The organism is Serratia sp. 1D1416, assembly GCF_003641105.1.
Taxonomy (GTDB): domain Bacteria; phylum Pseudomonadota; class Gammaproteobacteria; order Enterobacterales; family Enterobacteriaceae; genus Serratia; species Serratia ficaria.
Genome location: NZ_CP032738.1, coordinates 1,548,321 through 1,562,794, shown reverse-complemented (window position 1 = coordinate 1,562,794; position 14,474 = coordinate 1,548,321). Strand labels below are relative to the sequence as shown.

Annotated in this window: 10 protein-coding genes and 1 pseudogene; 5 read left to right on the top strand and 6 right to left on the bottom strand. The window is 62.4% G+C overall.

What is annotated here, in order from left to right; genetic code table 11:
* Window position 1: 1 nt before the first annotated feature.
* Entirely contained in the window at window positions 2-3,049 is a 3,048-nt protein-coding gene (fdnG, locus tag D7I37_RS07445; RefSeq protein ID WP_154900074.1) for a formate dehydrogenase-N subunit alpha, read from the bottom strand.
* Window positions 3,050-3,502: 453 nt separating this feature from the next.
* On the opposite strand from fdnG, the gene sodA reads away from it, so the two are divergent.
* From sodA to D7I37_RS07420, 4 genes and pseudogenes are all read left to right on the top strand, one after another.
* Window positions 3,503-4,123, top strand: a complete 621-nt coding sequence (gene sodA, locus D7I37_RS07435) for a superoxide dismutase [Mn] (protein ID WP_061797965.1) — start codon at window positions 3,503-3,505, stop codon at window positions 4,121-4,123.
* 123 nt (window positions 4,124-4,246) lie between these two features.
* Complete coding sequence (locus D7I37_RS07430; RefSeq protein WP_129543502.1) at window positions 4,247-6,175, top strand: methyl-accepting chemotaxis protein; 1,929 nt, start codon at window positions 4,247-4,249, stop codon at window positions 6,173-6,175.
* A 96-nt stretch (window positions 6,176-6,271) separates the two neighbouring features.
* Window positions 6,272-6,942: pseudogene (gene yiiM, locus D7I37_RS07425) on the top strand (6-hydroxyaminopurine reductase).
* 57 nt (window positions 6,943-6,999) lie between these two features.
* On the top strand, window positions 7,000-7,779 hold the full coding sequence (locus tag D7I37_RS07420) for a class I SAM-dependent methyltransferase (RefSeq protein WP_129543501.1): 780 nt from the start codon (window positions 7,000-7,002) through the stop codon (window positions 7,777-7,779).
* 30 nt (window positions 7,780-7,809) lie between these two features.
* Here the strand turns inward: D7I37_RS07420 and D7I37_RS07415 are convergent, their stop codons facing one another.
* Together D7I37_RS07415 and D7I37_RS07410 are read right to left on the bottom strand one after the other, a co-directional pair.
* Entirely contained in the window at window positions 7,810-8,172 is a 363-nt protein-coding gene (locus D7I37_RS07415; RefSeq protein WP_061797862.1) for a YibL family ribosome-associated protein, read from the bottom strand.
* 73 nt (window positions 8,173-8,245) lie between these two features.
* The gene (locus tag D7I37_RS07410; RefSeq protein WP_061797861.1) at window positions 8,246-9,712 is read right to left on the bottom strand and encodes a PLP-dependent aminotransferase family protein; all 1,467 of its coding nucleotides are present in this window, start codon (window positions 9,710-9,712) and stop codon (window positions 8,246-8,248) included.
* A gap of 139 nt (window positions 9,713-9,851) precedes the next feature.
* On the opposite strand from D7I37_RS07410, the gene D7I37_RS07405 reads away from it, so the two are divergent.
* Window positions 9,852-10,460 (top strand): LysE family translocator, encoded by a 609-nt coding sequence (locus D7I37_RS07405; protein ID WP_061797860.1) that lies wholly within the window; start codon window positions 9,852-9,854, stop codon window positions 10,458-10,460.
* On the opposite strand, the gene D7I37_RS07400 is transcribed toward D7I37_RS07405, so the two are convergent.
* The 3 genes from D7I37_RS07400 to D7I37_RS07390 form a co-directional block, all read right to left on the bottom strand.
* Entirely contained in the window at window positions 10,457-11,008 is a 552-nt protein-coding gene (locus D7I37_RS07400) for an MltR family transcriptional regulator (RefSeq protein ID WP_061797859.1), read from the bottom strand. The genes D7I37_RS07405 and D7I37_RS07400 overlap by 4 nt on opposite strands.
* Before the next feature lie 94 nt (window positions 11,009-11,102).
* Window positions 11,103-12,254: a mannitol-1-phosphate 5-dehydrogenase gene (gene mtlD / locus D7I37_RS07395; protein ID WP_095094897.1), complete on the bottom strand. Its 1,152-nt coding sequence runs from the start codon at window positions 12,252-12,254 to the stop codon at window positions 11,103-11,105.
* A 60-nt stretch (window positions 12,255-12,314) separates the two neighbouring features.
* Complete coding sequence (locus D7I37_RS07390; protein ID WP_061797856.1) at window positions 12,315-14,231, bottom strand: PTS mannitol transporter subunit IICBA; 1,917 nt, start codon at window positions 14,229-14,231, stop codon at window positions 12,315-12,317.
* Between the last annotated feature and the right edge of the window lie 243 nt (window positions 14,232-14,474).

Genomic DNA, 14,474 nt, shown 5'->3' with positions numbered 1-14,474 from the left:
GTTACACCTTTTCCACGTTGACCAGGAACGCCTTGAACTCCGGCGTTTGCGTGTTGGCATCGCCGACAAACGGCGTCAGCGTATTGGCGATAAAGCCTTTCTTCGCCACCCCTTCGTAACCCCAGTGGATCGGGATGCCGATGGTGTCGACCTCCTGGCCGTGCACCTGCAGCGTGCGGATGCGCTTGGTCACCACCGCCTTGGCCTTGATGTAGCCGCGGTTGGAGCTGACCTTCACGGTATCGCCGTGCTGGATGCCTATCTTCTGCGCCAGCTTTTCGCCGATCTCCACGAACTGTTCCGGCTGCGCGATGGCGTTGAGCAGCGCGTGCTTGGTCCAGTAGTGGAAGTGTTCGGTCAGACGATAGGTGGTGCCGACGTACGGGAACTTGTCGGATTTGCCCATCGCCGCCAGATCGTCCTTGAACACGCGCGCCGCCGGGTTGGACACCACGTTCGGGTGCAGCGGGTTGGTGCCGAGCGGCGTTTCGAACGGCTCGTAGTGCTCCGGGAACGGCCCTTCCGCCATCTTGTCGGTGGCGAACAGCCGGCCCATGCCCTCGGGCTGCATGATGAACGGCCCGACGTCGCTGCCCGGCGCGGCGGTGCCGTAGTCCGGGATATCCACCCCGGCCCACTTGGCGCCGTCCCACTCCAGCAGCTGCCGCTTGGCGTCCCATGGTTTGCCCTGCGGATCGGCCGAGGCGCGGTTATACAGGATGCGGCGGTTGAGCGGCCAGGCCCAGGCCCAGCCCAGCGTATTGCCGAGGCCGGACGGATCGGCGTTGTCGCGCCGCGCCATCTGGTTGCCGGCCGGCGTCCAGCTGCCGGCGAAGATCCAGCAGCCGCTGGCGGTGGTGCCGTCGTCGCGCAGCTGAGCGAAGGAGCTGAGCTGCTCGCCTTTTTTCACCAGCACCTTGCCGTCGGCGTCGAGCAGGTCCGCCAGCGCCTTGCCGTTGCTTTCCTGCGCCACTTCTTCGGCGGCGGGGTTGTCCGGCGTCAGGTAATCCCAGGTCATGTTCAGCACCTGTTCCGGCACCGCACCGCCGTCGCGCGCGTACATCTCGCGCAGGCGGGTGAAGATGCCCGCCAGGATTTCCCCGTCGTTCAGCGCTTCGCCCGGGGCGTCGGCGCCCTTCCAGTGCCACTGCAGCCAGCGACCGGAGTTGACGATGGAGCCGTTTTCTTCGGCAAAGCAGGTGGACGGCAGGCGGAACACTTCGGTCTGGATCGCCGACGGGTCGACGTCGTTGAACTCGCCGTGGTTCTGCCAGAAGTTGGAGGTTTCGGTGTTCAGCGGATCGATGGTCACCAGGAACTTCAGCCTGGACAGCGACGCCACCACCTTGTTCTTGTTCGGGAACGAGGCCACCGGGTTGAAGCCCTGGCAGAAGTAGCCGTTGACCTTGCCTTGCGACATCATCTCGAAGTACTGCAGCACGTCGTAGCCTTTGTCCCACTTCGGCAGCCAGTCGAAGCCCCAGTCGTTGTCCTTCTGCGCCTTGTCGCCGTAGAAGCTCTTCATCATGCTGACGAAGAATTTCGGGTAGTTGCCCCAGTAGTTCACCTGGCCCGGCAGCAGCGCCTTCGGCGTGTTGGCCTTCAGATAGGTGTCGAGATCCGTCTGCTTCTCCGACGGCAGCGTCATGTAGCCCGGCAGGCTCTGCGACAGCAGGCCCAGATCGGTCAGCCCCTGAATGTTGGAGTGGCCGCGCAGCGCGTTGACGCCGCCGCCCGCCATGCCCATGTTGCCGAGCAGCAGCTGGATCATCGCCATGGTGCGGATGTTCTGCGCGCCGACCGAGTGCTGTGTCCAGCCCAGGGCGTACAGGAACGACGCGGTTTTATCCGCCACGCAGGTTTCGGCGATGTATTCGCACACCTGCAGGAAATCGTCCTTCGGCGTGCCGCAAATGTTGGTCACCACCTCCGGCGTGTAGCGGCTGACGTGCTGCTTGAGCAGGTTCCACACGCAGCGCGGATCCTGCAGCGTGACGTCGCGCTTGGCGTAGCCGTTCTCGTCGAACTGATAGTTCCAGGTGGTTTTGTCGTATTTGCGGTTTTCCGCGTCGTAGCCGCTGAACAGGCCGTCGTCGAAGGCAAAGTCTTCCCGCACCAGCAGGCTGGCGTTGGTATAGGCCTCGACGTACTCGCGGTTGATCTTGTTGTTGGTCATCAGGTACAGCAGGACGCCCGACAGGAAAGCGATGTCGGTCCCGGAACGGATTGGCGTGTAAAAATCCGCCACCGATGCGGTACGGGTAAAGCGCGGATCGATGACGATCAGCTTGGCTTTATTGTGAATTTTGGCTTCCATCGCCCAGCGGAACCCCACCGGATGCGCTTCCGCCGCATTACCGCCCATGACGATAATCAGATTCGCGTTCTTGATATCAACCCAGTGGTTGGTCATCGCACCGCGACCAAATGTTGGAGCAAGACTTGCTACCGTTGGTCCGTGTCAGACACGCGCCTGGTTGTCTACGGCAAGCATGCCGAGAGCGCGACTAAATTTTTGCGACAGATAACCGGTTTCGTTGCTGGCGGCCGAGGCGCACAGCATGCCGGTGCTCAGCCAACGGTTGACGGTAACGCCCTGTTCGTTGGTTTTGACGAAGTTGGCGTCGCGGTCTTCCTTCATCAGCGTGGCGATGCGGGTGAAGGCGTCGTCCCAGCTGATGCGCTGCCATTTGTCTGAGCCTGGCGCACGGTATTCCGGGTACTTGAGGCGGCTTTCACTGTGGATGAAATCAACCAGGCCGGCGCCTTTCGGGCAAAGCGCGCCGCGGTTTACCGGGTGATCCGGGTCCCCTTCGATGTGAAAAATGCTTTCTTTGGCGTTTTTGGCGCCATCGCCAAGGCTGTACATCAACAGCCCACAGCCGACGGAACAATACGTACAGGTATTACGGGTTTCACGGGCGCGCAGCAGCTTGTACTGCCGGGTCTCCGCCAACGCCACTTCCGGGGCAAAGCCCAGCGCGGCCACCGTCGTTCCTGCCATACCGCCAGCGCAGATCTTAAAGAACTGCCTTCTGCTGACCTGCATGGGGATCTCCTTTCACTCTCGATTGTCACATTGTTTCAAATGGCGCATTCCCCCCATCAAGCGGGAAGCGCGAATGTCACTGTTGTTATGATTGCTGCAAGACGGCGATAATATTACCACAGCGTGCTTGTGGTTGTTACAAATCGGTGCCGGTAAAGTGAACACTATAGCCCCGGAGGCGCACATAAATGTGATCCGCTTCACACGGAGGCCCGATGCCCGGCGCACGACAGTAACAGTATAGAGAGTAACCAACATCGCCGCGGTTCGGTGATGCAAATAGAGCTGTCGCGCTGCAGATCGGGCCGCTGTCTGTTCGCCGGTCGGAATTAACCATTTACTTTGTAGGGCATTGATAATCATTTTCAATATCATTTAATTAACTATAATGATCCGACTGCTTACGCGGTGCTCGCACCTTGCGCCGCCCATACACCACTGGAGATGATGATTATGAGTTATTCACTGCCATCCCTGCCGTACGCCTACGACGCACTGGAACCGCATTTCGACAAGCAGACGATGGAAATCCATCACACCAAACACCATCAGACTTACGTCAACAACGCCAACACCGTGCTGGAAGCTTACCCGGAACTGGCTCAATACGGCGTTGAAGAACTGATCCAGGATCTGGATAAAGTGCCTGCCGACAAGCGCACCTTCATGCGCAACAACGCCGGCGGCCACGCCAACCACAGCTTCTTCTGGAAAAACCTGAAAACCGGCACCACCCTGGGCGGCGATCTGAAAGCGGCCATCGAGCGCGATTTCGGCAGCGTTGAGAAATTCCAGGAAGAGTTCGAGAAGGCGGCGGCCACCCGCTTCGGTTCAGGCTGGGCCTGGCTGGTGCTGAAAGGCGACAAACTGGCCGTGGTGTCTACCGCCAACCAGGACAGCCCGCTGATGGGCGAAGCCGTTGCCGGCGCTTCAGGCTTCCCGATCATTGGCCTGGACGTGTGGGAACACGCTTACTACCTGAAATACCAGAACAAACGCCCAGACTACATCAAGGCATTCTGGAACGTGGTTAACTGGGACGAGGCCGCTGCGCGCTTCGCCGCGAAGAAGTAATTCGCGTTATCCCCTGAAGATGCCCGCTGATGCGGGCATTTTTTTGCCGAAAATCCGCTAAAGTTTGACCACCCTTTGCCGATGGTTTGTTCAATCGACGTTCGCCCGGAAAGGAAAAAGACTATGGCGGCATTGCACACATCGGCAGGAAAATTCATTCATCTCACCGTGGGTAAAAAGCTCGGCCTCGGCTTTGCGCTGTTGCTGCTGCTGGCGGTCACCATCGCCGGCACCGGGGCGCAGTACCTGCACATCATCGAGTCCCGCGCCGATCGCATCGACTTCAGCAACCGGTTGAACGACGAGATCAATCAGGCCAAATATAACCGCGCGATGTTCGGCCAGACCTATCAACCGGAATATCTGCACAGCAACCGCGCCAACATCGAAAACGCCGTCAAACTGATCGGCCAGGGGCAAGACCTGGACTGGGACCCGCAGAGCCGCAAGGACCTGCAGCGGCTGGTGACGTTGATCGGCGAATATCAGCAGCAGCAAAACGCCTTCGAGCGGGCGGTGGCGGCGAAAGACGCGGTGCGCCAGAGCTGGAACATGTCTGAGGTGCAGGCCAGCCTGAGCCAGCTGGAGCGGCAGCTCACCAACGGCGATCTGCAGCTGGCGTTCATCCAGCTGAACCAGAAGCTGACCCAGGTGCGCTACGGCGCGCGCGGTCTGCTGCTGAGCCTGGATCAGCAAGCCGAAGCGCCGCTGATGGCCGCCATCGATGAGGCGCGCGACGCCGCCGGCGCCCTGAGCCGCCGGGTTAGCGATGCGCAGCGCCCCCAGCTGCAGCCGCTGCTGACCGCGCTCGACGATTACAAGAAGCGCATCGCCGCCTACCTGCCGGCCTATCAGCAGGAACAGCAGCTCAGCCGGCAGCTGGGCGAAAGCGCCCGACAGATCGGCACGCTGGTCAACGCCTTTATGCAGGATGAGCTGGCGCAGACCCACAGCGACATCAATCTGGCGCAGCTGCAGATGGGCGTCACCACCCTGATCGCCATCGTCGCCGGGGTGCTGATCGCCTGGCGCATCACGCTGCAAATCACCCGCCCGCTGCACAGCACCCTGGCGATGGCGGAACGCATCGCCAGCGGCGACCTGCGCCAGGCGCAGACCAGCCACCGCCGCGACGAACTCGGCCAGTTGCTCAACGCGGTGGCGGCGATGAGCCAGAACCTGCGCGATATGATCGAGAAGATCCAGATGGGCGTCAGCCAGGTGTCCACCGCCGCGGCGGAGATCGCCGCCGGCAATACCGATCTGTCTTCACGCACCGAGCAGCAGGCGGCCGCGGTGGAAGAAACCGCCGCCAGCATGGAACAGCTGACCGCCACGGTGAAACAGAACGCCGATAACGCCCACCACGCCAATCAGCTGGCCACCGACGCTTCGCAAACCGCGCAGCAGGGCGGCAAGCTGGTGGAGAGCGTGGTCAGCACCATGCGCGACATTTCCAGCAGCTCTCAGCGGATCGCCGAAATTACCACCCTGATCAACGGCATTGCCTTCCAGACCAACATTCTGGCGCTCAACGCCGCGGTGGAGGCGGCGCGCGCCGGCGAACAGGGCCGCGGTTTCTCGGTGGTGGCCAGCGAGGTGCGCAACCTGGCGCAGCGCAGCGCCCAGGCGGCCAAGGAGATCGAAGGGCTGATCGCCGAATCGGTCAGCCGAGTGCAAACCGGCACCGAACTGGTGGAAAACACCGGCAGCACCATGGAGCAGATTGTCCGCTCGGTGACCCACGTGCGCGACATCATGGCCGAAATCGCCGCCGCCTCCGACGAGCAGACGCGCGGCATCGCCCAGATTGGCCAGGCTATCGTCGAAATGGACCACACCACCCAGCAAAACGCCGCGCTGGTGGAAGAGTCCGCCGCCGCCGCCGACTCGCTGGAAGAACAGGCCGAGATGCTGCTGCAGAGCGTCTCGGTATTCCGCCTGGCGGAACAGGCCGAGCCGCTTGCCGCCAAAGTTCCGGCGCCGAAAGCGCCGACGGTGAAGCAGCCGGTCGGCCAGGCTGCCGCGGAAGACAACTGGACCGCTTTCTGACGCCGCTCCCGCCCGGCTACTTTCGGGCGGGTTATCCTGTTCCTGCCGATCAACTCAGGCTATGCTGAACCTTCGACGCGAGACACGGAGGCGCATATGCATCACCCAGAAGTTTATATCGGCGGCATCCAACCCTATGCAGGCGGGCGCCCCAGCGCCATCGCCAAACGTCAGGTGGATGGCGCCGTCAGGCTCACGCCGCTCGGCCTGGAAGGCGACGAGCAGGCGGAGAAAAGCTACCACGGCGGGCCGGACCGCGCGCTGTGCCACTACCCGCGCGAACACTACGCCCACTGGCGCGAGCAGTTCCCGGCGCAGGCGGAGCTGTTCAGCGCGCCGGCCTTCGGCGAGAATCTCTCCACCCGGGGGCTGACCGAACACAACGTGTTCATGGGGATATCTACCGCTGGGGCGAGGCGCTGATCCAGGTCACCCAGCCGCGCTCCCCGTGCTTCAAGCTCAACTATCATTTCGCTATCGACGACATCTCGGTGCTGATGCAGCAAAGCGGCCGCTGCGGTTGGCTGTACCGCGTAGTCTCCCCCGGCATGGTCAGCGGCGATCGCCCGCTGGAGCTGGCGGCGCGCAGCAGCGACCTGTCGGTCGCCGAGGCCATCGGCATCGCCTGGCACATGCCGTTCGACGAAGAGCAGTATCGCCGCCTGCTGACGGTGGCCGGGCTGTCGGCCAGCTGGAGCAAAACCATGCTGACGCGCATCAACGAAGGCCGCCTCGAAGACCATAACCGCCGCCTGCTGGGGCGCTGAAAAACACCGGCGGGTACCATACCGTTGCGCAACTTCTTTCAGGCAGGAGCAGAAGCCATGAACACCCCTTCTCATTCGATTCATCACGCCGCAGCCGTTGGCTACCAGACCAACGCCGACCGCTACGTGAAAGGCCGGCCGGACTACCCGCCGGAAATCGCCGGCTGGCTGCGTGAGGTCATCGGCCTGCACGCCGGCATGACGGTTATCGATCTCGGCGCCGGCACCGGCAAATTCACCCCGCGCCTGCTGGAAACCGGCGCGCAGGCGATCGCCGTGGAACCGGTGGCGCAAATGCTGGAGAAGCTGTCGGCGGCGCTGCCGCAGGTGAAAACGCTGGCGGGCAGCGCCGAATCCCTCCCGCTGCCGGACGAGTCGGTCGATGCGGTGGTGTGCGCGCAGTCGTTCCATTGGTTCGCCACGCCGCGGGCGCTGGCTGAAATTCAGCGCATCCTCAAGCCCGGCGGCAAGCTCGGCCTGGTGTGGAACATGCGCGATGCGCGCGTCGGCTGGGTGCGCAAGCTGAACCAAATCGTCGACCGCCACGAGGGCGACGCGCCGCGTTTCTATACCGGCGAATGGCGCAAACTGTTTCCGTTCAAAGGTTTCGAACCGCTGCAGGAGCAGGTGTTTATGCTCAACCATCGGGGCGCGGTTGAGGATGTGATTTACAACCGGGTGCGCTCCACCAGCTTTATCGCCGCGTTGCCGCAGCCGCAGCAGGAGCGGGTGATCGAACAGGTTCGCCAGCTGGTGGCGGAGGAAGGGGAACTGCAGGGCAAGGAAGAGGTGACCGTGCCCTATCAAACCAAGGCGTACTTCACGACCAAGGGATAACATCGCGGGCGCCGCAGGGCGCCCGGGCAATCAGAACGCTTTCTTGGCGTAGCCGGTGACCGCCTTCAGGCCCATCTCACGGCCCAGCGCGGTCATCGGGTGCACCACGATCAGGCCGCGCACGCTTTTCTTCAGCGAGCCCATGTCGGCCTGCTCTTTCTTGGTGATCTCGCGGCTGAACGGCAGCTGGCTCAGCTTCTGCGCTTCCGCGCTCAGCTTCTCGACGCGCACGCCTTTCAGGCGCTCGATTTCCGCCGCCAGCTTCTCTTTCTCTTTGCTGTGCTGGGCGATCAGGTCAGGGTTGCCCTGTTGGATCACGGTGGCGTCTTTGTGGTTCAGTGCGTCCAGCAGGTCGCTAAGGCGCTTAATCTCTGCCTTTTCTTTCTCTTTCATGGTGTCTGGCCTGTTGTGCTCAATATGGCACGCTAATCAATGATGCCCACATTGTAGCAAAATGCGCGCGCCGTTACCCGTCTTGCGCAATGCCCGGCGGCAGGCCGCTCATCTCGCAGGCTTTGGCGCCGACGCGGGCCAGCGCCTGGGTGTAGCGCGCGTTGAACGGGTAGCAGCAGGACAACCGCAGCGCGTTGCGGTAACGGCCGCTGGGCGAATACAGCGTGCCCGGCGTCAGGCAGATTTGCTCCTCCAGCAGCTGATGAAACAGCGCCACGCTGTCGACCCCGGCCGGAAACTCCACCCAAAACACGAAGCCGCCCGCCGGCTGCGTCGCCCGGGTGCCGCGCGGGAAGTGCCGGGCGATCAAGGCCCGCGCCTCATCCACCTGGGCGGCATAGCGCTTGCGCAGGTTGCGCAAGTGATGATCGTAACCGCCGCTCTCCAGGAAGGTGGCCAGCGTTTCCGACAGCAGCTGCGATTCGGACATCGACGAAACCGCCTTCAGCTTGCGCAACGCCTCGTTAAAGCGGCCGCCGCTGATCCAGCCGATGCGGAAATCCGGCGCCAGCGTCTTGGTGAAGCTGGAGCAGAACAGCACCCAGCCATCGCTGTCGAAAGACTTCACCGCCGGCGACAGCGCGGCGCCAAACTGGATCTCGGCGTACAACCCATCTTCGATTAAAGGCACCTGGTGATCGTTCATCAGCCGCGCCAGCCGCTTTTTCGCCGCCGGCGGCATGGTGCAGCCCAGCGGGTTCTGCACCGTCGGCATGACGATCACCGCGTTCAGGCGTTTTTCATTCAGCAACAGCTCCAGCGCGTCCAGCGACAGCCCGTGCTGCGGGTCGGTGGGGATCTCCAGCGCCTTCAGCCCCAGGCTGGCCAGCAGCGGCAGCAGGTAAAAATAGGTCGGCGACTCCAGCCCGACGCAATCGCCCGGCCGGGTGATCACCCGCAGCGCCAGCTGCAGCGCCTCCATGCAGCCGTGGGTCAGGGTAATGTCCCCGGGCTCCAGCAGCATGCCCAGCGTCATCGCGCGGCGGGCTATTTGCTGACGCAGCCGCAGGCTGCCGGGCGGCAGCGCGTATTGGCCGATCAGGTTGGGCTGCCGACGCAGCTGCGACGACAGCATGCGCCCCAGCTTGCCGCCGGGATAAAAATCGGCGGTCTGCGGGCAAGCCAGCGAAATGTTGGTGAACTGCGGGTTTTGCTGGGCGGCGAACACGGCGTCGATCAGCGCCAGCACGTCGTCGGCCGGCGGCTCGATGCGCCCGCTGGGCTGAGGGGCCATTTTCAGCGCCGGCAGCGTGCTGCGCACGTAGAAGCCCGACTGCGGCCGCGCTTCGATCAGCCCGCGGTCCTCCAGCGTGCGGTAGGCCGACACCACGGTATTGATGCTGACGCTGTGGGTCTGCGCGCAGCGCCGCACCGAAGGCAAACGGCTGCCGGGCAGCAGCGTGCCGCGGCGAATCGCCTCCGCCAGCGTATCCGCCAGCTGCAGGTAGCGGGTTTCCGGTGTTTCATCGAGCAGGGTCACAGTTTCTCTCCAGGCAGTGGGTACAGTTTGAATTTCAGGCAACTGTAACCATGACAATAGCTGATTTGTGGTTCTGTCACCATTCATCGCGGCAGATTATGCTGATGCCTTGTTATTCAGCCCTTGCAAGGAACCCGTCATGCTGGACTCCGCCTTTGTCAGTTACGTCACCGTGATGTCGATCACCCCCGGCCCCAACAACCTGCTGCTGGCCTCGTCCGGCGTCAACTTCGGCCTGCGCCGCACCCTGCCGATGCTGTTCGGCATCAGCCTCGGCTGCGCGGTGCAATTGGCGCTGACCACCAGCCTGCTGGCGCTGGTGCTCAGCTGGGCGGGATCGATACGTTTTCCGCTGGCGGTGGTCGGCTGCGCCTATCTGTTGTGGCTGTCGTGGAAGCTGTTTCGCGCCGGTTCGCCGGACGCCAAACAGCAGGCGCGGCCGATGCGGCTGCTCAATGGCGCGCTGTTCCAGGCGGTCAATCCCAAGGCCTGGCTGATGGCGATTAACGTGGCTATTCTGTTTACGCCGCGCGAAGGCGCCAGCCTGAGCCATACGCTGATGACCATCGCCGCGTTCACCGCGTTGAACATCCCCTGCGTGCTGGTCTGGGCGATATTGGGCGACCGCCTGCGCGATGCGCTGCGGGTCGGCTGGAAACTGCGGCTGTTTAACGGCGTGATGTCGGGATTGATGGCGGCAACCGCGCTGTGGCTGCTGTTTGACGAATGGCGCGCGGCCTTTGCCTAACCGCGGCCGAGCGGGGACAGCCGGGAAGGCTGTTTGGCGCCGATGCCGGCGATCAAATCGGTGACCGACAGCACCATGGTGGAACGCACCATCTGCTGGTAACGCTGACGCTGCATGGCGATCAGCGATTCATCCGCTTCGCCGGGCTGCAGGAAAGCCGGCGCCGGCGGCAATGCGGCCACGCAGTGCAGCTCGCCGAACGGACCGAGAATTTCGTCGTCGACAAAGCGGTATTCCGTGCCGTCGTGGTTCAGCTCTTCGCGCAGCGCCATCAACAGTTCGGCATCTTCATACTCATGACGTGAAATCACCCCCAGCCCGTACATCAGCTTCAGGCGCACCGACAGTTCGCCCAGCGGCCCGGCGCCGGACAACAGCGGCTCGACGGCATATTTCACCGCGTAGTCATCCTTGCGGAATACCTGCACCACCAGCACGTTGAGCGCCTCCGCCAGCAGCTCTACCGCCGCGATCAGGAAACTGCGCACCGTCTTGCCTGCGTTCAGCTTTTCCAGAACCTGGTTTTCAAATGCCTGTGCTTCTTCCATCGTCGCTTTTCGAATGGCGTGGGGAGGGCCGTCGATGCCGAACTCGGGTTGCAGGAGCGCAGCAAGCTGCGCTCGGGTGTTCATCATCACGATTCTACTTGTGCATGGCGTTATACACAGCAACGGCCTCTTCTACAACCTCGCTTTCCGCCGGCAGGCCGGAAATTTGCGCCAGCGCGGCTTTCGGCCCCAGCTGGTTCAGCAGTTCCACCAGCTCCTGCGCCTGCGGATCCTGCACGCTGCGGTAGCTCATGGCGGCCGCGATGCCCTGGATCAGATTGGCGTGTGGCAGGCCATATTCCAGCGTGCCCAGCAGCGGTTTGATCAGGCGGTCGCCGGCGCTCAGCTTGCGCAGCGGCTGGCGGCCCACGCGTTCGACGTCGTCGTGCAGATAAGGGTTTTCAAAGCGGCCGAGGATTTTGTTGATGTAGGCGGCGTGCTTGTCGGCGTCGAAGCCGTAGCGTTTGATCAGCACCGCGCCGCTCTCTTCCATCGCCCCCTTCACCACTCGGCGGATGGCCGGATCGAGGATCGCATCGCGGATGGTCTGCAGCCCGGCCCGCTGGCCGAGGTAGGCGGTGATGGCGTGGCCGGTGTTGAGGGTAAACAGCTTGCGCTCGACGAACGCCATCAGGTTGTCGGTCAGCTCCATGCCGGCGATGGCCGGCGGTTGGCCCTTGAACTGGGTCTGGTCGACGATCCACTCGCTGAAGGTTTCCACCGTCACTTCCAGCGGATCGCTGCTGCCCGCTTCCGCCGGCGGCACGATGCGGTCCACCGCGGAGTCGACGAAGCCGACGTGCTGCTCGACCCACGCCCGCTCGTCCTGCGGCAGCGCGTCGAATACGTGCTGCTTCAGCTGGCTGGTGCCGCGCACCATGTTCTCGCAGGCGATGATGTTCAACGGCTGCTCGTTGCCCTGCCGGTGGCGTTTGATCAGCCCCCTGGCGATAGCGCCGGCAATTTTGCCGAGGATCTGCGGGCCGACGGCGGTGGTGACGATATCGGCTGCGGCGATCAGATCCACCGCTTCCTCACTGCCGCTGTTGACCGCGCTGACGTTATTGACGCTCTCGACCTGCTCCTGCTCGCCCACCACGCGCACCTGATAGCTTTTGCGGCTGTTCAGTTGATCCAGCACCGCCTGGTTGACGTCGGCGAAAGTCAGTTCGGCATGCGCATCCGCCAACAGCTTGCCAATAAAACCGCGGCCGATGTTCCCGGCGCCGAAATGTAATGCTTTCATAACCTTACCTTCCTAATGTCGAAGGGTGCAGCAAGCTGCACCCCAAAAATGATTCTGTTGTCAGGCTTTCTTGCCGCCGAGCAGCTCCAGCACTTCCTGCACGCTGGTGGTGTGCGCCAGGCGTTCGATGACGTCCTCATCGTCCAGCGCATTGGTCAGGCTGGTGATCACCTGGATATGCTCGTTGTTGCGGGCGGCGATGCCGATCACCAGGCGGGCCACTTCGTCTTCTTCTTCGCCGAAGCGCACGCCCTGCGGATACTGGCAGAACACCACGCCGGTGCGCAGCACCCGATCCTTGGCCTCGATGGTGCCGTGCGGCACGGCGATCGATTCGCCCAGGTAGGTGGAGGTGAGTTTTTCGCGCTCCAGCATCGCCGCGACGTATTCCGGCTCGACGTAGCCGCCCTTCACCAGCTGCTCGCCGGCGAAGCGGATCGCCTGCTCTTTATCGCTGGCCTGCAGGTTGAGGAACACGTTGCTTTCGCTCAGTTTGAACAGGTTCTGCTCGCTGGCTTCGAAGCTGTCGTCCAGCGCGCCGATCACCTTCTGCTGGTGGTCGGTGGTTTTGTTGGCCGCGACCAGGCGCTCGACCAGATCGCTGTACAGCTTGCTGTCGAGGAAGTTGGTCAGCGAAATATGCTGCGCCTGCGGCGCATGGCGCATCGCCCGCTCGGTCAGATCGCGGTGGGTGATCACCAGGTCCACATCGTCCGGCAGGTTGTTGATGGCGCTGTTGGTCACCGAAATGTTGTTCAGCCCGGCATCGTTCACTTTCTTGCGCAGCACGCCGGCGCCCATGGCGCTGGAGCCCATGCCCGCATCGCAGGCGACGATGATTTTACGCACGGTGGTCAGGTCACCGTCGACCGCCGCCTGAGCGGCTGCGCCGCCCTTGGACTGGGACTTCATTTCCTGCATGCGGCGGGTGGCCTCTTCCAGATCGTCGTCCTCTTTCACCTTCGAGGTTTTCAGCAGGAATGCGGCGACCACGAAGGACACGGCAAAGGCCGCAACCACCGCCGCGATGTTGGCGAAGTAGGCGCCTTTCGGCGTCATCGCCAGAATCGCCAGGATAGAGCCGGGGGAAGCCGGAGACACCAGGCCGCCGTTCAGCAGCGTCAGGGTGAAGACGCCGGTCATGCCGCCCAGGATCACCGCCAGCAGCAGGCGCGGGTTCATCAGCACGTACGGGAAATAAATTTCGTGGATGCCGCCAAGGAAGTGGATGATCGCCGCACCGCCCGCAGACTGCTTGGCGCTGCCGCGGCCAAAGAACATGTAGGCCATCAGCACGCCCATGCCCGGACCCGGGTTGGCTTCAATCAGGAAGAATACCGACTTGCCGGCCTCTGTGGCCTGCTGAATGCCCAGCGGCGAGAAGATGCCGTGGTTGATGGCGTTGTTCAGGAACAGGATTTTCGCCGGTTCGACGAAGATCGACGCCAGCGGCAGCAGGTTGTTCACCACCATGACGTGCACGCCGGCCGCCAGCAGTTTGGACAGCACCTCCACCAGCGGGCCAATGCCCAGGAAGGCCAGGATCGCCAGCAGCATGCCGATGATGCCGGCGGAGAAGTTGTTCACCAGCATCTCAAAGCCGCTTTTGATCTTGCCGTCCACCCAGCGGTCGAAATGCTTGATGGCCCAGCCGCCCAACGGGCCGGCGATCATCGCGCCGAGGAACATCGGCATATCGGCGCCGACGATCACGCCCATGGTGGTGATGGCGCCGACCACGCCGCCGCGATCGCCGCCCACCAGCCGCCCGCCGGTATAACCGATCAGCAACGGCAGCAGGTAGGTGATCATCGGGCCGACCAGCTTGGCCAGGGTTTCATTCGGCAGCCAGCCGGTAGGAATGAATAACGCGGTTATGATACCCCAGGCGATAAAGGCGCCAATGTTGGGCATCACCATGTTGCTCAGGAAGCGGCCAAAGTTTTGCACTTTAACCTTGATGTCTGGTGAAAACATAAAACACACCCCTATTGTTACGCGCTGACAATAGAGCGCGTGATTATTGTTGTGACGATCCAGCCGTGTTTATCGCTGTATGCGCAGTGGACTCTATCACGCCGTATTGACCACGCGAACTTCGCGAAATTTTTGTGACAAACATCACGTATAACACCCCACAACACCGCCACTTATAGTGATTAAGATCACACTAATGCCGTGTAAAAAAGCCACAACGACCATAAAGCGCGCCTAAATCGC